General features: G+C 68.4%; 18 protein-coding genes. 4 read left to right on the forward strand and 14 right to left on the reverse strand.

Annotation, left to right across the window (positions count from 1 at the left end):
• Positions 1 to 23 precede the first annotated feature (23 nt).
• Genes N0B51_RS00620 through N0B51_RS00630 form a run of 3 tightly spaced genes read right to left on the reverse strand, consistent with a single transcriptional unit; the run spans position 24 to position 5,090 of the window.
• A complete protein-coding gene (locus N0B51_RS00620) occupies positions 24 to 1,760 on the reverse strand; it encodes a cytochrome c3 family protein (RefSeq protein ID WP_259960253.1) in 1,737 nt (578 codons plus the stop codon).
• A gap of 7 nt (positions 1,761 to 1,767) precedes the next feature.
• On the reverse strand, positions 1,768 to 2,628 hold the full coding sequence (locus N0B51_RS00625; RefSeq protein ID WP_259960254.1) for a hypothetical protein: 861 nt from the start codon (positions 2,626 to 2,628) through the stop codon (positions 1,768 to 1,770).
• Entirely contained in the window at positions 2,628 to 5,090 is a 2,463-nt protein-coding gene (locus N0B51_RS00630; RefSeq protein WP_259960255.1) for a cyclic nucleotide-binding domain-containing protein, read from the reverse strand. The genes N0B51_RS00625 and N0B51_RS00630 overlap by 1 nt, the downstream gene beginning before the upstream one ends.
• 96 nt (positions 5,091 to 5,186) lie before the next feature.
• On the opposite strand from N0B51_RS00630, the gene N0B51_RS00635 reads away from it, so the two are divergent.
• Complete coding sequence (locus tag N0B51_RS00635; RefSeq protein ID WP_259960256.1) at positions 5,187 to 6,092, forward strand: tetratricopeptide repeat protein; 906 nt, start codon at positions 5,187 to 5,189, stop codon at positions 6,090 to 6,092.
• Between the two features lie 3 nt (positions 6,093 to 6,095).
• Here the strand turns inward: N0B51_RS00635 and ftsH are convergent, their stop codons facing one another.
• From ftsH to N0B51_RS00670, 7 genes are all read right to left on the reverse strand, one after another.
• Positions 6,096 to 8,045 carry an ATP-dependent zinc metalloprotease FtsH gene (gene ftsH, locus N0B51_RS00640; RefSeq protein WP_259960257.1) on the reverse strand — a complete coding sequence of 650 codons (1,950 nt, stop codon included), beginning with the start codon at positions 8,043 to 8,045 and terminating at the stop codon, positions 6,096 to 6,098.
• 172 nt (positions 8,046 to 8,217) lie between these two features.
• On the reverse strand, positions 8,218 to 9,027 hold the full coding sequence (locus N0B51_RS00645; protein WP_259960258.1) for a peptidylprolyl isomerase: 810 nt from the start codon (positions 9,025 to 9,027) through the stop codon (positions 8,218 to 8,220).
• A 327-nt stretch (positions 9,028 to 9,354) separates the two neighbouring features.
• Positions 9,355 to 10,389, reverse strand: a complete 1,035-nt coding sequence (locus N0B51_RS00650) for a mannose-1-phosphate guanylyltransferase (RefSeq protein WP_259960259.1) — start codon at positions 10,387 to 10,389, stop codon at positions 9,355 to 9,357.
• A 65-nt stretch (positions 10,390 to 10,454) separates the two neighbouring features.
• Positions 10,455 to 11,189, reverse strand: coding sequence for an energy transducer TonB (locus tag N0B51_RS00655; protein ID WP_259960260.1), 735 nt, complete (start codon positions 11,187 to 11,189; stop codon positions 10,455 to 10,457).
• A gap of 102 nt (positions 11,190 to 11,291) precedes the next feature.
• Positions 11,292 to 14,747, reverse strand: coding sequence for a TonB-dependent receptor (locus N0B51_RS00660; RefSeq protein ID WP_259960261.1), 3,456 nt, complete (start codon positions 14,745 to 14,747; stop codon positions 11,292 to 11,294).
• A gap of 241 nt (positions 14,748 to 14,988) precedes the next feature.
• Positions 14,989 to 15,918 carry an isopenicillin N synthase family dioxygenase gene (locus tag N0B51_RS00665; RefSeq protein ID WP_259960262.1) on the reverse strand — a complete coding sequence of 310 codons (930 nt, stop codon included), beginning with the start codon at positions 15,916 to 15,918 and terminating at the stop codon, positions 14,989 to 14,991.
• A gap of 11 nt (positions 15,919 to 15,929) precedes the next feature.
• Positions 15,930 to 17,243, reverse strand: a complete 1,314-nt coding sequence (locus N0B51_RS00670) for a NupC/NupG family nucleoside CNT transporter (RefSeq protein ID WP_259960263.1) — start codon at positions 17,241 to 17,243, stop codon at positions 15,930 to 15,932.
• Between the two features lie 149 nt (positions 17,244 to 17,392).
• On the opposite strand from N0B51_RS00670, the gene N0B51_RS00675 reads away from it, so the two are divergent.
• Positions 17,393 to 18,082 (forward strand): queuosine precursor transporter, encoded by a 690-nt coding sequence (locus N0B51_RS00675; protein ID WP_259960264.1) that lies wholly within the window; start codon positions 17,393 to 17,395, stop codon positions 18,080 to 18,082.
• Between the two features lie 21 nt (positions 18,083 to 18,103).
• Here N0B51_RS00675 and N0B51_RS00680 read toward each other — a convergent pair whose 3' ends face one another.
• Positions 18,104 to 18,826 (reverse strand): Crp/Fnr family transcriptional regulator, encoded by a 723-nt coding sequence (locus N0B51_RS00680; protein ID WP_259960265.1) that lies wholly within the window; start codon positions 18,824 to 18,826, stop codon positions 18,104 to 18,106.
• 151 nt (positions 18,827 to 18,977) lie between these two features.
• On the opposite strand from N0B51_RS00680, the gene N0B51_RS00685 reads away from it, so the two are divergent.
• Complete coding sequence (locus N0B51_RS00685) at positions 18,978 to 19,838, forward strand: XdhC family protein (protein WP_259960266.1); 861 nt, start codon at positions 18,978 to 18,980, stop codon at positions 19,836 to 19,838.
• Complete coding sequence (locus tag N0B51_RS00690; protein WP_259960267.1) at positions 19,813 to 20,424, forward strand: NTP transferase domain-containing protein; 612 nt, start codon at positions 19,813 to 19,815, stop codon at positions 20,422 to 20,424. Before N0B51_RS00685 ends, N0B51_RS00690 begins: the two co-directional genes overlap by 26 nt.
• On the opposite strand, the gene paoC is transcribed toward N0B51_RS00690, so the two are convergent.
• Genes paoC through paoA form a run of 3 tightly spaced genes read right to left on the reverse strand, consistent with a single transcriptional unit; the run spans position 20,396 to position 24,179 of the window.
• Positions 20,396 to 22,594, reverse strand: a complete 2,199-nt coding sequence (gene paoC / locus N0B51_RS00695) for an aldehyde oxidoreductase molybdenum-binding subunit PaoC (RefSeq protein WP_259960268.1) — start codon at positions 22,592 to 22,594, stop codon at positions 20,396 to 20,398. The two genes, N0B51_RS00690 and paoC, sit on opposite strands and share 29 nt — an antisense overlap.
• Before the next feature lie 4 nt (positions 22,595 to 22,598).
• Entirely contained in the window at positions 22,599 to 23,549 is a 951-nt protein-coding gene (locus N0B51_RS00700; RefSeq protein WP_259960269.1) for an FAD binding domain-containing protein, read from the reverse strand.
• A 3-nt stretch (positions 23,550 to 23,552) separates the two neighbouring features.
• Positions 23,553 to 24,179, reverse strand: a complete 627-nt coding sequence (gene paoA, locus N0B51_RS00705; protein ID WP_259960270.1) for an aldehyde dehydrogenase iron-sulfur subunit PaoA — start codon at positions 24,177 to 24,179, stop codon at positions 23,553 to 23,555.
• Positions 24,180 to 24,308: the final 129 nt, after the last annotated feature.

Raw genomic sequence — 24,308 nt, forward strand, 5'->3', positions numbered from 1 at the left:
GCCGCATGGCCCCGCCAGCACGCTCACGTCTGCGATTTCCGCTCGTCCGCGTCCTTACCCACGCGGGCCGGCGCCGCATCGCCCCTCGGGTGGTAGCTGTGGCACATCGCGCAGGTCGAAGGAATCTTGGGCTTGGCCGCACTTTCGCCGAGGTGGCAGGTGCGACAGGTCTTGATCCCCGGCAGCAGGACATCGGTCGCCGAATCCGATGCCGGGGCGGCGTGGCAGGTCGTGCATTTCTCGCGCTTGTGCGCCTCGTGATCGAACCAGCCGTGTTCGATATAGCGTTTCGGCTGGACGACCGGCATCACCCCGTCGCCGCTGGGGAAATGGCATTCGGTGCAGACGCCCCGGGTGGAGAGCATCCGCGAGGCGAGCGGGACCGAGGCGCGCTGCGGTGGTGCGAAGTTCCCGTAATAGAGGCCGCCGGGCGAATAGGCTCCCGGTCGCTTGCGCCCGCTGGCGATCGGCCGGCGCGGCACGCGGTCCGCGGCGGCAAGGTCAGCGCGCATCTGGCTGATGTCCCCGTGGCGCAGGGTTCGGAACGTCCCCCCGACCCTGTCGTAGACGAGGCTGTGGCAGGATCCGCAGTTGGTTTCCATGTCGACCGGCTGGAAGCGCACGCCGTCCGCCGTGGGACGGTGACAGTCGGAACATTCGAGGGTCTCGCCATAGCCTTTCCCGGCGCCCAACCGCCGGGCCATCTGGGCGACCCCTCCGCTGGCCGAAAGGTGCAGTTCGTGCGGGAACTTGAGGCCGTTGAACTCCCGAGGATTCCCGTCGAGCGAAACCCGCGTCGGCGTCCGGTCACCCTGACCCGTCAGTACCGCGGCCTGGAACTGGGGGTGCGCCTTGCCGAAGTCGGCCGCGTTGCCCAGCGGGGTCTTCAGCCGCTTGTCCATCGATCCGTGGCAGTCGGCGCAGAACTTCTGCGCGGGCGGCTGCATCCGGCCCTCGCCCTCGTGCTCGGTATGACAATCGGTGCAGGCCCCCGCACCGGGCTTGTGAAACACGTCCGCGATGTCGCGCTGGACCTGGTCGCCCCAGCTGAGCGGGCCACGCGCGAGCGAGAGGCGGGGTTTGGCGGAATGATCGCCGATGTCCTCGTGGCAGGTCAGGCAGGCCCCGTCGCGCACCGCGACGAACGGCTGGACGTGACATGCCTCGCAGTTGTCCTCGAGCCCGTGGTGCGCGAGGCTGAGCTTGCCGGTCGACCAGCTCGCGTCCATCGCCGTCTGGCCGGGCTTGCGATAGTCGGGTTTGACCGGTTCGCGGCCGAGATTCGTCCAGATCGGCACCGCCAGGAACGCGAGGAAGATCGCGATCAACAGGGCCCAGGCGACCGGGCGCTTGCCGGGCAGCCACGTACTCGTCAGGCGGAAGCCATGCGTGCCCGCGCCCGCGCCACTTTCGCGCTCTTCCATGCGGCGGACGGTGACTTCGATCTCCTCGCCGGGACCGGCCGCGAAATCGAGGCGGAACGCGCCCAGCACAAGCTCGGCGCCGCCATCCCTGACAGTCTCGCTCGTGCGCGTGCGGCCGTCGAGCGTGAAGCCGAGCGTGCCCGCGGCCTCGAAGGCGAGCGCGCGCCCTTCACCGCGGCTGACGACCACGTGATGCTGCTCGACCGCGAGGTCGGGTATCGCCACGTCGTTTTCGGCCGAGCGCCCGATCGTCAGCCGGTCGCCCGTCACCTCGCGCTCGCGGACGATCTCGCGTCCCGTGGCGGTGGTCTGAATCTGGCGGATACGGAAACTCATCCCGCCGCTACCAGTAGTAGAACACGCTGATCACGTGCGCGGTCAGCGCGCCGAGGAGCGCGACCGTCGCCGGAACGTGGACGTAGAGCCAGATGTCGAGCAGCGCCCGCAGTCGCATCTGCCGGCGGATCTGGCCAAGCTGCGCGCAGCGGCGCTGGAGCAAGCCGAACACCCGTTCCTCGTGCTCGTCGCGGTCGCGGTCGGCGGCAAAGGCGGCGCGCGCGCGTTCGGTCCGGCAACCCGGATAGCGTCCGGTGAGCCGGGCGAGGACGCCAGCCCTGAACGCGTCCTGCTCGAGCGCCGCGATGACGAGATCGCTCTCTTCGCGCGGCAGCGGCTGGGCGGCGCTTTCCAGCTGGCGGTCGATCGCGCCCAGCGCCTCTATCATCTCCTTCTTCGACATGTCGCCGCGATTGGTGCTGAGTTTTTCGGGGAGGGTGGCATAGACCACGACCCCGTAGATCCCCGAGACGATCACCAGGATCATCAGCGCCCAGGCCAGGGTATGGACGTTCCAGCCCAGCTGGAACCCGGTGTGCAGGGTGCCGATCACCACCAGCGACAGGCCCAGGTACACGTGCGCAGACGTCCAGGCCTTGAGTGACCAGCGCCCTTCGGTCATCGCCCGCTTGCGGATGCCGAGCAGCGACAGCCAGACGATAAGCAGGACGCCGAGCGTGCCGAGCGCGTATCCGTACCACGTGCCCCCGTTGGGGCGCGGGCTGACGTCGGCAAAGGCGTATCCGATGCCGGCCACGATCGACAGCGCAAGCGCGACCTTGAGCCACCGGAAACGCTTGTGGACGAGAAAGCCCTCGTGATCACTGGGCCGCTGCGCGCGCCCGTCTTCGCTGGCGAGGCTCGCCATCAGGCGCCGCGCTCCGACTGGCTGACCGCCAGGAACCGTTCGGGACCGACGCGGATCGCGGCGCCGGTCGGGCACGCGCGGACGCAGGCCGGCCCGCCCTCGATCCCCGAACACATATCGCACTTGATCGCGACCTTGGGCGCTTCCCTGCCCGACGCTTCCGCCTTCTTCTTGCGCCAGGAGTAACTCGCCTCGCCCGGCCCGGGACCAATGCCGAACATCAGCCACGACAGCAGGCCGGGCTTCTTGGGCGGCCGCGCGTCCATCCGGATCACGCCGTAGGGACAGTTGCGCTGGCAATTGCCGCACCCGATGCAGGTCTCGTCGATGAAGACCTCGCCGTCCGGCCCGCGCTTGATCGCGTTGGGCGGGCAATCGGCCATGCAGTGCGGGTGCTCGCAGTGCCGGCACGAAGTGGGCACGTGCAGGTGGGCATAGGTCTTGCCCGCCTCGCGGTCGAGCCGGGAGAGCCCGTCGTGGCTGTCGGCACAGGCTTTTTCGCAGTTGTCGCAGCCGACGCACAGCGTCTCGTCGATCAGCAGCACGTCGGTCGCCTCGCCGATGCCCTGGTCGACGAGGAACTTGGCGGTCTGCGAATAATAGTCGGCCGCGTCGCCGAAGCTGTCCTTGCGGCTTTCGATGAAGGCGTTGACCTCGCGCCGCCCGGCCATGTCGGCGAGCGCCTTCTCGCGCAGCTTGGGTTTGCGGTCGAGCAGCTTGACGAAGGCCTCGCCCGGGAAGCGGACCACCTGGCTCTTGATCGCCGCCTTGACGGTCGCGGTCCGCTTCGATCCGTCGATCACGGCCATTTCGCCGAAATAGGATCCGGCGGGCAGGTAGCTGAGGAACACCGGGTGCCCGCCGATGTCCTTTTCGACGATCATCGAGCCGCGGCGGATGACGAACACGTCCTTGTCGTCGTCGCCCTCCTTGATCACCACCTCGCCCGCGCGCTTGTCCTCGACCACGGCGGCATCGGTGATCTCGGCGAGGTCCTCTGGCGTCAGCCCGGAGCCGAACATCTGCAGGAGCTGGCGCTCGATCGAGATGCGGTTGACCGCGCGCGCCGCGCCCGGCGTCGTCGCGATCAGCTTGAGCGCCGCAGTGCGCGAGAACTCGAGCGCGACCGTATCCTCGGCCGCGCGAATCGTCGCGCCACGGCGACGGCCCGAGATCAGCCCCACCTCGCCGAAGATCGAGCCCTCGCCGATCGGCACGGTGACCGACGGGTCGGCCGGGTTGACCTCGACCAGCACCGACCCCTGCGCGATCGCGAACATCGATGACCCGGGCGCGTTGCGCTCGAAGATCACCTCGCCCTTGCGATAGAAATGCGCCCGCGAATCGATCATCAGTTCGCGCAGCTGAAGCACCGACAGTTCCTGAAGGATCACGACGGTCCGCCCGAACAGCGCCAGCCACTCGTCGACCGAACGGTTGCCGGGCAGCGGGGCGAACTTCTCCTCGAGGATCGGTTCGTCGGCCGGCTTGAGCTGGGTGTTCCCGGCGAGGAACTCGATCACGTCGTAACCCTGGTTCATGCAGTGCTTGATCAGCGGGTAACCCGCCAGCGCACCGATCACGTAGATGCCGGGCTTGGTCGATTCGAACGACGGCGAAAGCGCGGGAAACGCCTCGCGCTCCTCGCTCGTGAAACCGACGCCGGCGGCTTCGACGAAGGCGCGCGGCGGTTTCGAGCCCGTACGCGCGATGATCCGGTCGCACCGGATCGATTCCTGCCCGTCGCGGGTTTCGAGCACCAACTCGCCCGGCTTCACTTCGGCCGGGCTGGTTTCGCGCCGGACGAAGATGCGACCCTCGCTCTCGGCCTCCATCAGCAGCTTGACGTTGGCGCCCTTCGCGCGGGCAAAATCGGCGCCGCGATTGAGGATCGTCACGACGTTGCCCTGCGCCGGATCGGCGGCAAGGCCGAGCGCGTTCTCGATCCCTGCGTCGCCCGAGCCGATCACGGTGATGTGCTCGTCGATGTATTCGGTGGGGTCGTCGAGCTGGTACTGGACGTGCGGCAGGTCGGCCCCCGGCAGCCGCAGGAGGTTGGGGTTGCCCTGCGTGCCGATCGCCAGCACGACCGCCCTGGCCTTGACCGTCGCCCCCCGCTTGAGCGTCAGGGTGAAGTTTCCGGCCTCGCCCTCGATCGCCGTCACGTCCGCGTCGAGCATGACCTCGACCTTGTGCTCGGCGATCTGCCGGTCCCAGGTTTCGAGGATCGCCTCGCGCTTGCCGGCGTCGAAATCGAGGTCGGCGCGCAGGACCAGGTGGGCAGGCGTCGCCATGACGTGCTTGCCCTTCTGGTACTTGAAGATGGTATCGGACAGGTGGTCGGTCTTTTCGAGCAGGATGTGGCTCATGCCCTTGGCCGCCGCGTGCGCGGCGGCGCTCAGACCCGCGGGGCCCGACCCCACGATCGCAACGTCCACAATCCCCGCTTCGGTTCCTGCCATGCCACCCCCCGGCAAGACGGTATCATACGCGTGACGCCGCGTTAATCCACCCGCGTTTGCCGGAAAGCGGTCCGCTTGCTAGGCCAGCGCCACGGAATGGGGGCGAACATGGCGGCAATCGGCAAGGGTGGCGTGATCGCGGCAGGGGCCGTCATCCTCGCAGCGGGAGCGATCGGGTACCGGCTCATCGACGATGCCGAGACGCCAGCCGCCGCGCAGATGCCCGGCGATCCGCTCGACACGCTCGAGCGCACCGCCCGCGACAATCCCGACGATGCGGCGACCTGGCAGCGCCTCGGCATAGCCTACTTCGACGCCGGCCGGTTCGCCGACGCGGCATCCGCCTATTCGCGCGCGGCCACGGCCGATCCGCAGAACGCCGCGCTGTGGTCCAGCATGGGCGAAGCGCTGGTCATGGCGAGCGAGCGCGACCCGATGCCCGCCGGCGCCAAGGATGCCTTCGAAAAAGCAATCGCGATCGACCCCGGGGATCCCCGCGCGCGCTACTTCCTCGCGGTCGACAAGGACCTGGCAGGCGACCATCGCGGGGCCATCGACGACTGGCTGGCATTGCTAGCCGACACCCCGCCGGGGGCGCCGTGGGAGGCCGACCTGACCCGCACCATCGAGCAGGTGGGCAAGATCAACGACATCGAGGTCGCCGCGCGCATCGCGCAGGCAGGGGGCAAGCAGCCCGCCCCCGCACCCGCGCATCCGGCGTTCGACGCGATACCCGGCCCCACGGCGGAACAGCTCGCCGCCGCGGGAAGCATCCCGCCGGGCGAGCAGCGCGCAATGGCCGAGGGCATGGTCGCACGGCTCGAGGCGCGGCTGGCGACCGACCCGTCGAACGTCGACGGCTGGATGATGCTGATGCGCAGCCGCAAGACGCTGGGCCAGGATGCCGCCGCCGCCAAGGCGCTGACGGCAGCGATCGCGGCCAATCCCGGCCGCAGGGCCGAACTCGAGGCCGCGGCCGGGCAGCTCGGGATCAGGCGCTAGGCGTCAGGACGCCGCCGGCGCCTCGCCGCCGAACCGCCGGCCCGCCTTGGGAATGGCCGATCCGCGCACCGGCTTCGCCGAAGGCGCGGCCGGCTCGTCGGGCCGGTCGATCTTGCCGGTTTCGAGCAGCGCCTTGATCTCGTCGCCGGTGAGCGTCTCGTATTCGAGCATCGCCTGGGCAAGCAGGTGGAGCTTGTCCTCCTGCGTCTTCAGGATCTCGGTCGCGCGGCGGTGCGCCCCCTCGACCAGCTCCTTGATCTCCGAATCGATCAGCTTGTTGGTCTCGGCCGAACCCATCGTGCGCGCGGTCTGCCCCATGCCGAGATAGCCTTCCTGGCTTTCCTCGTACTGCAAGGGACCAAGCTTGTCGCTCATGCCCCACTTGGTGACCATGTTGCGCGCCAGCTTGGTCGCGTACTGGATGTCGCTCGAAGCGCCCGACGACACCTTGTCGTGGCCGAAGATGATCTCCTCGGCCACCCGGCCGCCCATACTGACTGCAAGGTCGGCGTGCATCTTGTCACGGTGGTACGAGTAGTTGTCGCGCTCGGGCAGGCGCATGACCATGCCCAGCGCCCGGCCGCGCGGAATGATCGTGGCCTTGTGGATCGGGTCCGACGCGGGCTCGTTGAGGCTGACGAGCGCATGGCCGGCCTCGTGGTAGGCGGTCATCTTCTTCTCGTCGTCGGTCATGACCATCGAGCGGCGCTCGCTGCCCATCATGACCTTGTCCTTCGCGTCCTCGAATTCCTGCATCGCCACCAGCCGCTTGTTGCGCCGCGCGGCGAGCAGCGCCGCCTCGTTGACGAGGTTGGCGAGGTCCGCGCCCGAGAAACCCGGCGTGCCGCGCGCGATCGTGCGGGCATTGACGTCGGGGGCCAGCGGCACCTTCTTCATGTGCACGGCAAGGATCTTCTCGCGGCCCTCGATGTCGGGAACGGGGACCACGACCTGGCGGTCGAAGCGGCCCGGGCGCAACAGCGCGGGGTCGAGCACGTCGGGGCGGTTGGTCGCCGCGATGATGATGATGCCCTCGTTCGCCTCGAACCCGTCCATCTCGACGAGGAGCTGGTTCAGCGTCTGCTCGCGCTCGTCGTTGGAATTGCCGAGACCGTGGCCGCGGTGGCGGCCGACTGCGTCGATTTCGTCGATGAAGACGATGCACGGAGCGTTCTTCTTGGCCTGTTCGAACATGTCGCGCACGCGGCTCGCGCCGACGCCGACGAACATCTCGACGAAATCGGAACCCGAGATGGTGAAGAACGGCACGCCCGCCTCACCCGCGATCGCGCGGGCGAGCAGGGTCTTGCCGGTGCCGGGCGAACCGACCAGCAGCGCGCCCTTGGGAATCTGGCCGCCCAGCTTGGAAAAGCGCTGCGGGTCGCGCAGGAACTCGACGATCTCCTCGAGCTCCTCGCGGGCCTCGTCGATGCCGGCGACGTCGGCAAAGGTCACGCGGCCCTGCTTTTCGGTCAGCATCTTGGCTTTCGACTTGCCGAAGCCCATCGCGCCGCCCGCGCCGCCGCCCTTCTGGACCTGGCGCAGGGCGAAGAAGGCGATGCCGAGGATGAGGATGAAGGGGAGCGACTGGATCAGCAGGTAGAGGAAAACGTTCGGCTGGTCGGCTTCCTTGCCGGAATAGGACACGCCGTTGTCGTCGAGCAGCTTGGGCAGGCTGGTGTCGCCCGCCACCGGGGTGGTGGCGAACGTATCGCCGTTCTTCATCGTGCCGGTGATCGCGTTGGGCGCGATCGAGACATCCTTGACGCTGCCCGCGGCCACGCGCTCACGGAATTCCGAATACCGGATCGTCGAGCCGGGGGCCTGCCCCGCCTGTCCGAACATCGAGACGACGAGCAGCAGGGCAAGGAAGATCCCGCCCCAGACCATCAGGCTCTTGACCCAGGGGTTGCCCCCGGGGCCGGGCTCGCGGGGATCGTTGTCGTCGTTCATCGGATGATGCGTCCTTTCCTCGCCCCCGAATGTAGGATGGGGGGGGTGAATGGCAAGATAACGGCGGCGTTTAAGCGACGAGCCGCCCCACCGGCCGGCACGAGGCGGTTCCGCTGGTCGCGCCGGCGGAAAAACCGCGTCCCTGGCCGGACCGGCGCGGCGTTTCGCAGCCTCACTCGTCGATCGTCACCGTATAGGCGTCCCGCAGGGCCTCATAGGCGGCGTCCGTTTGGGCGCGGCCGGTTGCATCACGCCAGTCGCCTTCGACCCGTTCACGGATGGCGGCAAGCGGTGGCAGTCGGCCCGGCTCGCGCGCGGTCAGCCGGACCAGATGCCAGCCGAGGGCGCCCTCCACCGGCCCCTGCCACTCCGCCCCCGTCTGCAGACCGTCGAGCGTGCGGGCGAACTGCTCGCCCAGTGCGGCGGCGACCGTATCGCGTCCGGCGCGCTCGAAGTGCGCCGGAAGCGATATCGCGTCGCCCACGCGCTGCCAGTCCGCGCCGCCCTCGATCAGCGTCCTCGCGACCTGCGCCCGGCTGCGCGTGGTGAAATATGCTTGGTCGAAGGTCACCGCGGCATCTTCCGCGAATCGCTCCGGATGCGCCTCGAGCCATCTTTGCAGCGTTGCATCTCCCGGGCTCTCCGCATCGAGGTCGCGCGCGGCGATCGCGTCCATCTTCTGCGCCAGTCGCTTGCGGATGATGACGTCGCCCTCGTCGAGCCCGCGCCGCAGCGCCTCGCGATAGAGTACTTCGTCGCGCACCCAGTCCGCGATCAGCGCGTCGCGCTCGGCGGGCGTCGGCGGGCGGCCCATGACTTCGGCAAAGCCCGCCGCCAGCCGCGCCTGGTCGTCGCGGGTGAGGTGGATCGTCCGTCCGGGCAAGTCGTCGGACCCGCTGCGCCACCCGAGCACGCCGAAGATGACCGCGCCAAGCAGCACGAGATGGAGCGCGCGCTCGCGAAGCCAGCCGCGCCGGCTCACGGGCGCCGATCGCCCGTTTGCGCGAGCCGGATCGACCGGGAACGGGCCGTATCCCCTGGTCTCGGATGCGCGCGGAGTGGCCGCGCGCCGATTGCGGTCATGGCGCAGCCGTCCGACGCGAGGCAAAAGCTCGGAAAACGCGGGCCGCTGGTCGAACCTGTCATCGCTACGGCACGGTGGCACGGATCGGTTCGGGAGCAAACACTGCGCGATCGTATCGCACGCCCGGAAGAGTCCCTGCTAGAAGCCTCGCGGCCAGGCCAAGATCGCCGAGCGAGTGGCCGGGTCGCCCGCCCGGCACCGCGGTGCCGGCTCGGGCGGCCCGCGTTACTGGTCGAGAGCGCCGCGCAGCTTGCCCACCTTCTGGGCGTCCGCCGCGCGCGTGACGAGAACCTCGTCCCCGTCGACCACCACGATCACGTCCTCCAGCCCGATGACCGAAACGCGCGGTCCGTCACTGGCGACCAGAACCCCGCGGCAATCGACCAGCTCGGCACCTTGCGGTGCGTGATTGCCTGCCGCGTCGCGCTCGAGCACGTCGCGCAGGGCCTGCCAGTTCCCGATGTCGGACCAGCCCATGTCGGCTGGCACGACCGCGGCGCGCCGGGTGTTCTCCATCACCGCGTAATCGACCGACTCGGCGGTGATGCTTGCGAAGGAAGCGGCGGCCGGGTGGAACAACCGTTCAGCGCGGCGACCGTCGCCGACCGCGCGGCGCACGGCTTGCGCCATCTCCGGGCGATGCAGCGCGAGTTCGTCGAGAAAGGCGCCGGCCCGGAATGCGAAGATGCCGCCGTTCCAGGCGTGGCCGCCTTCGGCGAGGAAACGCTCGGCCGTGGCGCGGTCGGGCTTTTCGACGAACCGGTCGACCCGGTAGCCGCCCCCGTCGATCGCCTCGCCCAGCCGGATGTAGCCATAGCCGGTTTCCGGCCGGTCAGGGGCGATGCCAAAGGCAACCATCCAGTCTTCTTCGGCCATCCGCCCGGCGGCCCGCGCCGCAGCCACGAAGGCGCGGGGATCGGCGATGTGATGATCGCTGGGACATACCAGCATGATCGCCTCGGGCGGGAGCAAGGCGGCGGCAAGCCCGATGGCGGGGGCCGTGTTCTTCGCCGCCGGCTCGACGATCAGCGTCACGCCATCCCCGGCCTGCTCCTCGACGCGTGCGGCGTGCGCCGCTCCGGCGACGACCACGGGGTCAGCAAAGCCTTCGCCGCGGCAGCGGTCCAGCGTGGCCTGAAACAGCGTCCGCTCTCCGGTGAGCGGAAGGAACGGCTTGGGGCGGTCCTTGCGGCTGCGGGGCCACAGGCGGGTGCCGCTGCCGCCGCACAGGATGACCGGGGTGATCGTGTCGCTGCTCATCGTGCGCGGTCCCTAGCACGAAATCCTTCGCGATCGCTTCATTTCGCCGGGTGGCGCCCCCGCGGCTAGAACCACCTCTGGCGCCAGTAGAACGGCGCGGGGACGGGGTTGCCGGCGGCATCGGTGGCAGGCTTGAAGCGCAGCCGCTCGACGACCAGGCGGCAGGTGATCGCGTCGGCCTCGGGGTCGGGACTGGGCTTGTAGATGCTGCAGTTCGATGCGCGCCCGTCGGTACCGACGATCACCTTGACGATCACCTCGGTGCCGATGCGGGCCTGGCGACCGCCGGGGGGCGTTGGATAGTCGCGGGCATTGTTGATCCCGCCCGAGACGTGGACCGGATTGGCGGCGATCCCCCCGCCCTGCCCGCTGCCGCCGCTGCCGCTGCCGGTTCCCGAGCCGGTGCCGCCGGCACCCGTCCCGCTCCCCTGCTCCCTCGCACCCGAAGTGTCGGCCGCCCCCGTGGAACTGGCCTTGGGCGCAGGCGGGTTCGGCTTCACCTTGATCTTCGGTTCGGGCGCCGCGGTAGGCTTGGGGACCGCCTTTCTTCCTTCTTCGCCCGAAGCGCCGGCATCGGGTTCGGGTTCGGGCGGGGGCGTGTACTCCTTCGTTTCCACCGTGACGGTGAAGGTCGAGAGCACCGCGTCCTCCACCGAGGCGGTCGCATCCGGCGCGAAGGCCTTGGCCAGCGCATAGATGCCGAGGACATGGAGCAGCACGATGCCCGCCAGCGTAACCGGGCGGGGTCGCCGCCGGGCGCTGGAAAAGTTGTCGTTGGTCGCTGATCCGGGAGCCGCCATCCTGGCGTCAACGATGCGGCAGTCACTCGCGTTCCGCCACCCAAAACGAACGGCGGCGCTCCCGCGAAGGAGCGCCGCCGCCGTTGCTCAGGTTACCGGCGATCAGAAGTCGTAGCTGACGCCCAGCTGGATCTTCCACAGTGAGGATGAACCCTGCACCAGCGGATCGCGGAAGTTCACCGCGCCGTTCTGGTACTGGGCGTTGATCGGGGTGTACACGTACTTGCCCGTGCCCGACTGGATGTCGGCGCGCACGAGTGCCTCGGTGTAGCTGTAACGCTTGAATACGTTCCGGTCGCTGTCGAGGAAGTTCAGGAAGTTGTCGAAGTCGAGGAACAACTTCACCTTGTCCTTCTTCAACCCGAACGCGCTCATCGGTCCCGGGATTTCCTGGCTGAAACGCAGGTCGAGATCGTAGAACCACGAGTTCTCGCACGAGTTGCGCGGCAGAACCTGGCCGCGATACTTGGCGATGCACTTGTTGTTCGAGATGAACGAGTCGAGCGCGCTGGCGAACGCCGCGTCGGAGATCACGACGTTCGAATCGCTGGGGCCGGTGGGGACGTAGAACAGCGCGTTGAAATCGCCGCTCGCGCTGTCGTTGAGGACTTCGGACGGTGCGTTGTCCCACACGACCGAGAACGGGCGGCCCGAACGGGCGACGAACACGAAGCCGAAGCTGGTATCGTTGTCGCCGAAAAACTGCTCGCGGACGTTGAGGCCCATCGTGAGGTTGTGCCGCGAGGAATACTCGCTGCGGGCAACGTCGACCGACTGGCGATCGTAGGCCGCGACGATGTCGTAGCTCGAGGTCGCCGTGGAGCTGTTGTTGTTCCGGTTGTTCTTCGAATCGGTGTAGGCATAGCCGAGGTTGAAGTTGACCCGGCCGCCATCGGTGAAGAGGCCGCGGCGCCAGTTCTTCGACAGGATCACCGAGGCGATCTTGCTCTCGTAGCTCTTGCCGTTCGTCAGCTGGATCTCGTCGTCTCGGCTGGTGCTGAAGCACGCCGGGGTGACGTTGGTGTAGGTCGGCGGGCTGCCGCCCTGGTTCTGCAGCTGCGCGCTGCACCCGGTCGCGGTCGGATCGATCGCGCGATAGATCGGGCGACCGTCGATCGTGTAGCCCATTGCGCCCAGCGCCGGGTTCACCACCTGCGACAGGTCGACGAAGTCGATCGGGTTCTGGAACTTCGACCAGATGAAGTCCGCGGCCAGGCGCCAGTCGCTGAAGAACCCGCTCGGCGCGCCGAACGTGGTCGCTACGCCGAAGTTGGCGCGCCACACGGTCGGCATCTTGAAGTTGGGATCGGTCGACTGCGTATCGGCCAGCCCGCGCGCCGACTGGGTCGCCGCGTTGGTCAGCACGCACTGCGGAATGCCGGTGAACGTGCCGCCCGAGACGACGGTGGCGCGCGGCCCCGAGGTCGGGAAGCAGGCGATGCGCCCGGCCGACGAGCTCGCGGTCACGCCCGTCTGGCCGAAGCCGGTGACGAAGCCGTTGTTCGAGAACGCGTTCGAGAAGTAGACCGCCGGGTCGCCGCCGGTGAAGCGGCCCACGCCGGCCTTGACCTGCGTGTCCGAGAAGAACCCGTCGTTGTAGAGGTTATAGGTCATCCCGAAGCGCGGCAGGATTACCGGATCGATCTTGCCGAAGCTGATCGCGTTGGTGTGGCCGTAGCGGGCGAAGAAGTTCGGGTTGGCCGTGGGCGCATCGCCCGAGAGCCAGTCGATCCGCACGCCGCCGACGATGTCGAGCTGGTCGGTCGCAGCCCACTCGTCCTGCAGGTAGGCCGACCAGGTGATGCGCTTCCAGCGGGCCGCCGCATCATTGATGTCGCCGCTCGCGGTGAAGTTCCCGTAGGCGCCCGCGCTCTGGCCGGCGACGATCTGGTCGGCGCTCGGGAAGGTGTTCGACCCGCCCGAGAGAATGCCGTTGGCAAAGTCGTTGAGGTTGTTGAAGGTCAGCGTTCCGGTCGAGTTCTGGGCGAACAGGTTGAAGACCTTCAGCTCGTTGAACTCGCCGCCGAGGGTGATCGTGTGCGCGCCTTCCGAGATGCGGCCAAGCGCCTTCAATTGGGTGACGGTCGTCTTGAGGTCGTTCGACGTGCGCGAGAAGCCGGGACCCGCAACGAGCGAGCCGTTCTCGCCGTTGTTGGTGACGCCGACGACGAAGCGCGGCATCGGGTTGGCGTCCTGCGCCTCACCCCCGCCGACCGGTCCCTGGATGTCCTGCACGACCGCGCGGCTGGCGCGCAGTTCGGTCGAGAACGTGTCCGACCAGTCGGAATAGAGGCGCAGCGAGTAATAATCGCTCTCGGTGCCTTCGGCCTCGAAGCTGTTGATGCCGGTGTAGACGTTGCCGCTCTGCGAGAAATCGTCTTCCTCGACATTGATCTCCTCGAGGCGCTGGTAGGTCGCCTCGAGGCGCTGTCCGTCGGTGAGGTAGGCGTCGATGCGGCCGAAGTAGCGCGTGCTGCTCTCGGCCAGGTTCTTCGGCAGGCCCCCAGTATCGAAGCCGTAGGTCGACGAAAGGATCTGCGAGAACCGGTCGAAGTCCGCGTTGGTGACGTACTTCAGCTCGTTCGGATAGCCGTTGCCGGCCGGCCCGAACTCGAAGCTGTCGGACAGGTCGGTTTCTTCGTAGCCGGCGAAGAAGAACAGCCGGTCCTTGATGATCGGACCGCCCAGCGTCGCACCCCAGCGGTATTCCTTGTACGGGCTGGCGGAGAAATCGACGCCCGCGGCCGTGTCGCCCTGCAGGCTGTCGCTCGCGTAGGTGAAGAACGCCGAACCGTGCAGCGCATTGGTGCCCGACTTGGTCACCACGTTGATCGCGCAGCCGGTGAACTGACCGTACTGCACATCGAACGGCGCGAACTCGACCGAGGTTTCACGAACCGCGTCGTAGGGAAGCGGCAGCGAGTTGCGGCTGGCGAACGGGGTACCGTTCAGCCCGAACAGGTCGGACTGGGCGATGCCGTCGACGGTGAAGGCGTTGGAGCGGTCGTTGCCGCCGAGGCACGATACGCGGTCGACCTCGTTGCTGCGGTCGAGGCTGACGCGCGGGTCGATGCGGATGATGTCGCGCACGTCGCGGCTGATCGATGGGAACGCTTCGATCGTGTCGGTCCCGAACGACTGGCCCGGACCGATCGCCCGCTGGCTGAGCTGCACGCGCGAGCCGGTGACGACGATCGTCTGACCGGCGTCGCTCTCCTCGAGCGCGAAGGCGAGGTTGGTGTTGCCCTGGAGGTTGATGAAGACATCTTCGACCGTCTGGCCTTCGCGGCCCGGCGCCGTCGCGGTGACGGTGTAAGGCCCGCCGGTGACCAGGCTGTCGACGCGGAACGCGCCGTCGGAACCGGTCACGATCGTGCGGCTGGCGCCGGTGCGGGTGTCGGTCACCACGACAGTGCTGCCACCGATCGCATTGCCGCTCGCATCGCTCACTGTGCCCTGGATGCCCGAGGTGATCTGCTGGGCCATGACGGGGGCGGGCAGGATGGCGGCGGCGGAGAGGCTGACGGCGCTCGCGGCCAGCAGATACTTGAGCTTCATGGAATACGATCCCTTGCATTCGATGAGGAGAGGAGGAGGACTGTTCGGCCCGATAGGAACTTCCTGCTTCGGCAAAAAGTCTCTTGCGTTACGTTCCCGTGGGAACCGTGCGCATAATTGTCGCACAGCGCCCAATCGGCGCGTAACTCACTAATAAAAATGGCTTTTCTGGTGTTGCCGCAATGCAACAAGGATTCAGAAACGGTAAGGCGACCGTTCCGACCGCCCCCCGGGAGCCGAATCAGGCGAGATTGATCTCGCGCAGGCGCTGCTGAAGAAACGCGTGGCTGGAAATCGGCTCGGGGTGATCGTCCGGTCGCTCGGGATCTATGCAGCTCTCCAGCGTCACGATGTCGAAGTCAGGCCGGAAGTGGAGGAAGAACGGCATCGAGTACCGGCTGCGGTAGGCCGCCGCGCCCTTCGGGTTGACCACCCGGTGCTGGGTCGATTTCAGGCGGCTGTTGGTGAGGCGGTCGAGCATGTCGCCGATATTGACCACCAGCGCGCCGTCGGGCGTGTCCACGGCCTTCCACTCGCCGCTCGCGGTCAGCAGCTCGAGTCCGGCCTCCTCGGCACCCAGCAGCAGGGTGATCGTGTTGATGTCGCCGTGCGCGGCGGCGCGGATCGCGCCCTCGGCGTGGGGTCCGTCGAGCGGCGGATAATGCAGCAGGCGCATCACCGAGTTGCCGTCCTCGACCGTGGGCGCGAACCATTCGCGCGGAAGGCCCAGGTGCAGGGCAATCGCCTCGAGCACGCGGGCACCCGCCTTTTCGAAGGCGGCATATAGCTCGGTGAAGGTCTCGCGGAACCCCGCGATCTCCGCCGGCCAGACGTTGTCGGCCATGTATTCGGCCAGCGGGTGCCCCTCAGGCAGCTCGCGCCCGACGTGCCAGAATTCCTTGAGGTCGTGGACTTCGGCGTCCTTGGCCCGCTCGACCCCGAACGGGGTGTAGCCGCGCGCACCGCCGCCGCCCTCGATCTTGTAGGCCATCTTGACCTCTTCGGGCAGCGCGAAGAACGCCTTCGACAGCTCCTCGGCCCGCGCGATCAGGTCGGCAGGAATGCCGTGGTCGCGGATGACCGCAAACCCGTATTCGCGAAAGGAGCGGCCCAGCTCGTCGGCGACTTCGGCGAGCGGGCGGGCGATCGAAACGGAAGCGATTTCGGACATTGATGTGCGTCTCAGTAAGGGAGGAAGAGGCCGGCGAGCGCGGCGGACATGAGGTTGGACAGCGAGCCGGCGGCGAGCGCCTTCAATCCCAGTTTCGCGATCACCGGTCGTTGATTTGGCGCAAGCCCCCCGGTCACCGCCATCTGGATGGCGATCGAGGAGAAATTGGCAAAGCCGCACAGCGCGAACGTCACGATCGCGCGGCTGCGTTCGGACAGGACGTCCGCGCCCAGTTGCCCCAGGTCGATGAAGGCGACGAATTCGTTGAGCACCACCTTCGTGCCGAACAGCCCGCCTGCGACCGGTGCCTGGTCCCACGGCACGCCGATGAGGAACATGACCGGCGCGAACACCGCGCCGAGCGCGGCCTGGAAGCTCCAGTCGGCGAACCCGAACAGGCTGCCGACCCAGCCCAGGATCCCGTTCGCCAGGGCGACCAGAGCGACGAACGCGAGCACCATCGCGCCCACGGCAACAGCCAGCTTGACGCCGGTCTGGGCCCCTTGCGCCGCGGCTTCGATGACGTTGGCCGGGCGGGTGCCCTCCTCGAACGTCTCGGCCAGCTCGACCTCGTGCGGCTTGCCGCCCTCGACGATCGCGGCGGGGCCTTCGGCACTGATCCGCGACTTCGGCAGGACGATTTCGCCTTCCGCGGCGCCTGCTGGCTCGTCCTCGTCGGGCATGATGATCTTGGCCATGAGGATCCCGCCCGGAGCCGACATGAAGGCCGCGGCCAGCAGGTATGGCAGGTATCGTTCGCCCAGCAGCCCGGCATAGGCGGCGAGGATGGTGCCCGCGACACCGGCCATCCCGACGACCATCAGCGTGAACAGCCGGCTCGGGCTGAGGCCTGCAAGGTAGGGGCGCACGACCAGCGGGCTTTCCGACTGGCCGACGAAGATGTTGGCGGCCGATCCCAGCGCCTCGACCCGGCTGACGCCGGTGACCCAGCCGATCGCCCCGCCCAACCAGCGAACGAGGCGCTGCATGATCCCCAGGTGATAGAGGATCGAGACCAGCGCGGCGAAGAACACGATCACCGGCAGCGCGCCGAGGGCAAAGGTGTTCTTGAGCGGGTTGTCGGCGCCGAACAGGAAGGCGGTGCCCTCGTTGGCGTAGGACAGCAACGCGGCGACGCCGTTGGACATCGCCTGGATGCCCGCGACGCCCCACGGGGTGCGCAGGACGACGAACGCCAGCAGGGCCTGGAGCGCGAATGCCGCGCCGACGATCCGCAGGCGAATCCGGCGCCGCCCGTTGGACAGCGCAAGGGCGATGGCGAGGATCGCGACGATCCCCAGCAGACTGGCTACGACTGGCGGCATGGCGCTCCCCGATAGCGATACCCGGTAACTTTTGAAACCGGATTCGCGACTCCCTCAACCGAAACGCTTTTGTGTCTCCACAGGCAAACGCGCAAGGCTCGTTTGCGCGCGCTTTCCTTTTCGCAAGGCCAGTGCCAATCCTGCCGCGCATGACCGACCCCGCCCCCCCCGCCCCGCTGGCCTCAGCCGTCTACGTACCCCGCGCACTGTTCGTGTATCTGCTGCTCTACGGCGGGATGACGGTGCTGGCGGGCGTCATGGCGTACAAGCAGGTCGGTCTCGTGCCGACCAGCCTCGCGGTCGAATCGGGCATCTTCGCCTTCCTGCTGCTCGTCGTCATTTCGAGCACCGTGTCGCAGCTCTACGGCGACGCGATGGCGCGGCGGCTGGTCTGGTGGGGCTTCCTGCCGCTGCTGGTTTCGTCGCTGCTGATGCAGTTAGTCCTCGCGCTGCCGGCGTCTTCGGAAATGATCCAGTTCCGCGCCGACGACCTTGCCGCGTTCGAGCGCGTCCACGCGCAGCTCTGGCGCGTCTGGATGGCAGGGCCGGCGGCCTACCTGGTGTCGCTGCTGCTCAACGTGTGGATCTTCTCGAAGCTGCGCGGCAGCGGCGACGGCGGGACGCTGGGCATAATGATTCGAGGCGCGATCGCTTCGGCGCTCAGCCAGGCGATCGATTCGGTGATCTTCATCACCCTTGCCTTCTACGGCGAATTCGACATCGGCGCCCTCCTGATCGGCCAGGTGCTGGCGAAGGTCACCCTGTCGGTCGTCCTCGTCCCGCCGCTCATCGCGCTCGGCGTCACCCTCGCCCGCTGGCTCGACGCAAGGACGCTCTGACCGCCGGCGCCGCGCCTCGGCTCAGGCGGCGCGATCCTCGAGGGCCGCGCGCTGCAGGATCCGCACGTCCCGGCGCGAGGGAAGATCGATGAGCCCTTCGGCCTTCATGCGGGTGAACTGGCGGCTTACCGTCTCGATCGTCAGGCCGAGAACGTCCGCGATCTGCTGCCGCGACAGCGGAAGTTCGAGCGTATCTATAGCTCCCGGCTCTGCGGCACAGGTCGCGGGCGAAAGGCGCTCGGACATCTCGATGAGGAAGGCGGCCAGTTTCTGCTCGGCACTCATCCGCCCCAGCAGCAGCATCCAGCGTCGCGTTCGGTCCAGTTCGGTCAGCGTCCGCTCGAGCAGTTTGTGCTCGAGGCGGGGGTGCTCGCGCGCGAAGCGGTCGAAGTCGGAACGCTGGAACACGCACACCAGCGCGTCGGTCAGCGCCTCGACGCCGTAGGGAGTGAGCTGGCCGAACGGGCGGCCGAGGAAATCCGACGGATATGCGAGGCCCAGGATCTGCTCGCGCCCATCGGCGGTCTGGGTCGACAGCTTGAGCACGCCCTCGACGACGTTGGCGACCAGCACGGCTTCGTCGCCTTCCCACAACAACTGGTCGCCCGCGCGCAACCGTTGTCGCCGGCCGATGCGGTTGAGAAGATCGATTTCGCCCTCGTCGAGATCGGCGCAGATCGCCCGGTTGCGCACCGCGCAGGCCTGGCAGAAGTTGAGCGGACGCTGGAATTCGGCGGGATCCATCGTCCCAGCTTAGGCGCATACCGCCCGCGCGCCAAGACCGATGGCCCAGCCATATCGCCCGCGCCACCCGCGAGCGGCACCGCCGGGCGGACGGCGGAGAAATAAACACGATCTTCTTGCGTCCGGTCACCGGGGGCAACACAAGTCGGCGGTGTACCGCCGTCCGCCCCCAGCTCCCAGCCTCGACGATTTCGACGAGGATCAGCGCGCGCTGGCCGCAGCCCGGAGGCCCGGGACCGGCCTCTGCACCATCGTCGGCATCGACGGCGCCTTTTCGCGGCGACTGGGCGCACAACTGGCGGTGCTGCCCGGCGGAGAGGTGGTCGGCAGCCTGTCGGACGGCTGCCTGGAACGCCAGCTCGCATCCGACTGCGCGGCGCTCAGCGAACCGGCGTTGCGCCGATACGGCAGCGGCTCGCCGCTGGTCGATTTCCGGCTGCCGTGCGGCAGCGGGCTCGACATCCTGCTCGATCCTGAACCGGACAGGGCTGCCTGCGCAAGTGTCGTCGACACCCTGCTCGCGCGGCGCCCTGCGGCGCTGCCCCTGCCGCACGTCGCCGGGATGGGCGCGCGGCCCTATATCCCGAGGCTGCGGATCGCCGCGTTCGGCGAGGGTCCGGAACTCGCGGCGCTCCACCGCCTCGCGCGGGCATCGGACCTCGCAATCGAAGCGATCGGCAAGGACCGGCTGTCGCTGGGACGACCGAGCGGCCAGCCAGGATACGACGCATGGACGGCAGTCATCCTGCTGTTCCACGACCACGAATGGGAACTGGCGCTGATCGAGGAGGCGATGGCGAGCGAAGCGTTCTACATCGGCGCCCAAGGGGGATTACAGGCGCGCAGGAGCCGCATCGACGAACTCGCCCGCCGCGGCGCGAGCGAAGCCGCCCTCTCGCGCGTCCGCAGCCCGATCGGCACGCCGGCAGGCAGTCGATCGCCGCAGACGCTTGCCCTGTCGGTGCTGGCCGAGGTGGCCCACGAGTATGAGCGCCTTCGCACCCGCGCCTGAGGGGCGCTGCGCCTTCGCCTTGCTGGCGGCGGGAGAGGGCGCGCGGTTCGGCCCCGGCAAGCTGCACGCCGACCTCGACGGCCGGCCGCTGTGGCGCTGGGCGATCGAGAGCGGTGTCGAGGCCGGCTTTGCCGCGCTGCACGTGGTGACGAACGACGCGCGCATCGCCGCCGAGAGCGCAGCGGCAGGCTGGATCGTCCATGCCAGCCCCGACGCCTTGCGCGGCATCGCCGCTTCGATCCGGATCGCGGCACACGCAACCCGCGACGCGGAGCGGACGATCCTGGCGCTTGCGGATATGCCGTTCGTCGAACCCGGCCACTTCCGGCGCCTGGCCGCGCATCCGGGTGTCGTCTTCACGCGCCAGGCCGATGGCAGGCCGGGCGTGCCCGCGGGTTTTCCCGCCGCGGCCCGCGAACGGCTGATGGGGATCGAAGGCGATCGCGGCGCCGCGTCGCTCGACTGGCCGGGTGCAGAGGCGATCGATCCGCCGACGGCCGAGAGCCTGTTCGACGTCGACACCCCTGTCCGGCTGCAGCGCGCCCGGGCGATCGCCCTCAGGCGACGTCGGGAAGCTTGTCGATGAGCTTGTCGAGCGTGATCGGATAGTCCCGCACGCGCACGCCGGTCGCGTTGTAGACCGCGTTGGCGATCGCCGCCCCCGGCCCGCAGATTCCCAGCTCGCCCACGCCCTTCGCCTTGAGCGGGCTGATCACGTCGTCGAGGGTGTCGAGGAAGACGACTTCCTGGTGCGGAATGTCGGCATGGACCGGCACTTCGTATCCGGCGAGGTCGTGATTGACGAAGAAGCCGAACCGCTTGTCGACCACGAGGTCTTCCATCAGCGCCGAACCGGCCGACATGACCATCGCGCCGATGACCTGGCTGCGCGCCGACAGCGGGTTGAGAATCCGCCCGGCGTCGCACACCGCCAGCATCCGGCGGATGCGCACTTCGCCGGTATAGGCATCGACGCCGACCTCGGCGAAATGCCCGGCGTAGGTCCCCATGTCGTAATCGTTCTGGAAATCGCCGTAGTCCATCTGGCCCTCTGCCGAGAGCGGACCAGCCTCGGCGAGCCTCCTTCTGGTCTTTCCGTCGACAACCCGGCCGCCTTCGAAGCGCGCCGTATCCGCGTTCATGCCGAATTTTTCCGCGACCATCCGGCGCAGCTCGACGCAGGCGGCGTAGACCCCCGCGGTCGAGCTGGCGGCGCCCCACTGCCCGCCGGAACCCGACGACACGGGCGAACGCGAATCGCCCAGGTCCACCCGCACCTGGTCGAGCGGCACGCCAATGCATTCGGCAGCGGTCTGCGCGATGATGGTGTAGCTGCCGGTGCCGATGTCGGTCATGTCGGTTTCGACCCGCACCCGGCCCGCGTTGTCGAGGCTGACGCGGGCGGCGGACTTGGTTATCGGGGCACCGCGATACCCCGCCGCCACGCCCATGCCGACGAGCCAGCGCCCGTCACGCACGCTTGCCGGCCTGGACTGGCGGGCGGACCACCCGAAGCGATCCGCGCCCTCGCGCAGGCATTCGACCAGGTGGCGGCCGGAAAACCGCTTGGACGGGTCGCCCGGCATCCGCTCGGGCTCGTTGCGCAGGCGGAACTCGATCGGGTCGAGTCCGAGCTTCTCGGCGAGTTCGTCCATCGCGACCTCGAGCGCGAGGTGGCCGACCGCTTCGCCCGGCGCGCGCATGGCGTTGCCCTCGGGCAGGTCGAGCCGCGAGATGTAGCTCACCGTCAGGTTGTCCGGCCCGGAATAGAGCGCGCGGGTCTGCGCCGCACCGTTCTCGGCGCTGCCCCCCGGCAGGTTGCCCGACCAGCATTCGTGACCCATCGCGAGGATCCTGCCGTCCGCGTCGGTTCCGATGCGCACCCGCTGGATCGTCGCGGGACGGTGGGTCGCGTTGTTGAACATCAGCGGGCGCTGCATCGCGATCTTGACCGGCCGGCCCGCGGCCTTGGCGCCAAGCGCGGCCAGCACGGCATCGGCACGGATGAACAGCTTGCCCCCGAACCCGCCGCCGATGAACGGCGAATCGAGCCGGATGTTTTCTGCGGGCATCTTGAGGATGCTCGCCAGCGCCCGCTTCGACCAGTTGATCATCTGGTTGCTGGTCCACAGCGTCAGCTTGTCGCCTTCCCATGCGGCGATGGTCGCGAACGGCTCCATCATCGCGTGCGCCTCGTCGGGCGTGGTGTAGGTCTGGTCTAACTGCACCGGCGCGGCCGCATAGGCCTCGGCAAAATTGCCGTTGCGCTGGATGTCCTCCGGCACGCTCCAGCCGGGCGCGATCTTCGCGCCGTCCTTGACCTTGGCGAGATCGTAGTCGCCCGCGTCCCGGTCGTAGGTGGTGCGGATCAGCGCTGCGGCGGCGCGGGCCTGCTCGAACGTCTCGGCGACGACGCAGGCGATCGCCTGGTGATAGTGCGCGATGTCGCGCCCGCCGAACAGCGGGGCGGTGTTGAAGGGGCTGGTCCCGACGGGCTCGGTCTCGGTCGCGGCTATCACCGCGATCACCCCGGGTGCCTTGCGCGCCGCGTCGAGATTCATCGCGGTGATCCGCCCCCTGGCGATCGCCGAGCCGACGATGTAGCCATAAGCCTGGCCCGAAACGACATCGTGCCGTTCATAGGCGTAAGGCGCGGTGCCGGTGGTCTTCCTGGGCCCGTCGATGCGGCGGGTCGACTTGCCGATCACCGTCGGGTCGTCGACGATGGTCTTTCCGGCGGGGGCGTCGAACTTCATCGCTTCAGCTCCCCACCTCGGCCAGGATGCCCGCGAGCGTGCGCTCGGCAAGGGCGATCTTGAACCGGTTGTCGTCGCGCGGCGAGGCGTCGGCAAAGGCCTGCTGGATCACCGCCTTCGCACCCAGCGGCAGCGCGTCGTCGGCCTGTTTGCTCCGCCACGGCCTCGGCGCCACGCCGCCAAAGGCGACGCGGCCGCTGCCGTCAGGCTGGATCACCGCGGCGACAGAAACAAGCGCGAAGGCATAGGACGCGCGGTCGCGCACCTTTGAATAGAAGTGCCTGCCGCCCGGCGGCGCGGGAAGGACGACGCCGGTAATCAGCTCGCCTTTCTCGAGCGCGGTCTCGCGTTCGGGGGTATCGCCCCACAGGCGATGGAACGCGCCGATCGGGATCGACCGCGTGGCACCGTCCGGCTGCACGGTCTCCACCACCGCATCGAGCACCGCGAGCGCGTTCGCCATGTCCCCGGGGTAGGTGGCGATGCACTTGTCCGACACGCCCACGACGCCGAGCTGGCGCGAAAACCCGCCGATCGCCGCGCAGCCGCTGCCCGGGCTGCGCTTGTTGCACGGCATGTTGGTGTCGTAGAAATAGGGGCACCGCGTGCGCTGCAGAAGGTTGCCGCCGGTGGTCGCCTTGTTGCGCAGCTGGCCGCTCGCGCCGGCCTGGATCGCCCGGGTCAGCACGGCGTAGTCGCGCCTGATCCGGGGATGGGCGGACAGCGCGGTGTTGCTGACGAAGGCACCGATCCTGAGGCCGCCCTCGCCGGTTTCCTCGATGCTGCCGAGCGGGAGGTCCTGCACGTCGACGAGGTGCGTCGGCGTCTCGATCTCGAGCTTCATGAGGTCGAGCAGGTTGGTGCCGCCGGCGATGAACTTGGCGCCCGGCTTTCCGCCCACGGCGCGCGCCGCTTGCTGCGGGGTGGCGGCGCGCTCGTAGGTGAAGCTGCGCACCGCTCAGCCCCTCGCCACATCGGCGATCGCCGCGGCGATATTCGAATAGGCGCCGCAGCGGCAGATGTTGCCGCTCATCCGCTCGCGGATCTCGACATCGGTGGCGCGCATTTCGCCGTCGAGGTCGCCGGTCACGTGACTGGGAACGCCGCGCGCGATCTCCTTCAGCATGGCGACCGACGAACAGATCTGGCCGGGCGTGCAGTAACCGCACTGATAGCCATCGTGCTCGACGAAGGCGTCCTGCATCGGATGCAGCTTGTCGGGCGTGCCGAGACCTTCGATGGTCGTCACCTCGTCGCCGGCGTGCTGCACGGCGAGCGACAGGCAGGAGTTGATCCGCTCGCCGTTGACGATGACCGTGCAGGCCCCGCACTGGCCGTGGTCGCAGCCCTTCTTCGTGCCGGTCAGCTGCAGGTGCTCGCGCAGCGCGTCGAGCAGGGTGGTGCGCGGATCGAGCGTAAGCAGGCGCTCTGTTCCATTGACGGTCAGGGAGACGGGCATCCTGATCGACGCCGCACTGGCCGCAACGTTCCCCGCCTTCGCCTCGCCCGCCGTCAGGATGGCGACGCTCGCCGCCGAACTGCCCAGCAGCGCCCTGCGGGTCACCGGCAGGATGGGGTCGCTCATGTCTCTTCCCCCGCGATCGTACGCAACGGACATGGCATGAGGCAGAATGCCGAGCGGCGCAAGCCGCGAAGCTGCCGGCAGGGGCCACGGTCGGCCCCGTGCGGGGATCGAAGCGCCGGTTTGCGCCGC

The sequence above is a fragment of the Tsuneonella litorea genome (genome assembly GCF_025154015.1).
Taxonomy (GTDB): domain Bacteria; phylum Pseudomonadota; class Alphaproteobacteria; order Sphingomonadales; family Sphingomonadaceae; genus Tsuneonella; species Tsuneonella litorea.

Excerpts from the sequence above, each read along its gene's own strand:
- N0B51_RS00630 (WP_259960255.1), bottom strand. The coding sequence starts at position 5,090 with ATGGCAGGAACCGAAGCGGGGATTGTGGACGTTGCGATCGTGGGGTCG.
- ftsH (WP_259960257.1), bottom strand. The coding sequence starts at position 8,045 with ATGAACGACGACAACGATCCCCGCGAGCCCGGCCCCGGGGGCAACCCC.
- N0B51_RS00650 (WP_259960259.1), bottom strand. The coding sequence starts at position 10,389 with ATGAGCAGCGACACGATCACCCCGGTCATCCTGTGCGGCGGCAGCGGC.
- N0B51_RS00675 (WP_259960264.1), top strand. The coding sequence starts at position 17,393 with ATGACCGACCCCGCCCCCCCCGCCCCGCTGGCCTCAGCCGTCTACGTA.
- N0B51_RS00625 (WP_259960254.1), bottom strand. The coding sequence starts at position 2,628 with ATGGCGAGCCTCGCCAGCGAAGACGGGCGCGCGCAGCGGCCCAGTGAT.
- paoC (WP_259960268.1), bottom strand. The coding sequence starts at position 22,594 with ATGAAGTTCGACGCCCCCGCCGGAAAGACCATCGTCGACGACCCGACG.
- N0B51_RS00635 (WP_259960256.1), top strand. The coding sequence starts at position 5,187 with ATGGGGGCGAACATGGCGGCAATCGGCAAGGGTGGCGTGATCGCGGCA.
- N0B51_RS00620 (WP_259960253.1), bottom strand. The coding sequence starts at position 1,760 with ATGAGTTTCCGTATCCGCCAGATTCAGACCACCGCCACGGGACGCGAG.
- N0B51_RS00655 (WP_259960260.1), bottom strand. The coding sequence starts at position 11,189 with ATGGCGGCTCCCGGATCAGCGACCAACGACAACTTTTCCAGCGCCCGG.
- N0B51_RS00670 (WP_259960263.1), bottom strand. The coding sequence starts at position 17,243 with ATGCCGCCAGTCGTAGCCAGTCTGCTGGGGATCGTCGCGATCCTCGCC.
- N0B51_RS00665 (WP_259960262.1), bottom strand. The coding sequence starts at position 15,918 with ATGTCCGAAATCGCTTCCGTTTCGATCGCCCGCCCGCTCGCCGAAGTC.
- N0B51_RS00660 (WP_259960261.1), bottom strand. The coding sequence starts at position 14,747 with ATGAAGCTCAAGTATCTGCTGGCCGCGAGCGCCGTCAGCCTCTCCGCC.
- paoA (WP_259960270.1), bottom strand. The coding sequence starts at position 24,179 with ATGAGCGACCCCATCCTGCCGGTGACCCGCAGGGCGCTGCTGGGCAGT.
- N0B51_RS00680 (WP_259960265.1), bottom strand. The coding sequence starts at position 18,826 with ATGGATCCCGCCGAATTCCAGCGTCCGCTCAACTTCTGCCAGGCCTGC.
- N0B51_RS00690 (WP_259960267.1), top strand. The coding sequence starts at position 19,813 with ATGAGCGCCTTCGCACCCGCGCCTGAGGGGCGCTGCGCCTTCGCCTTG.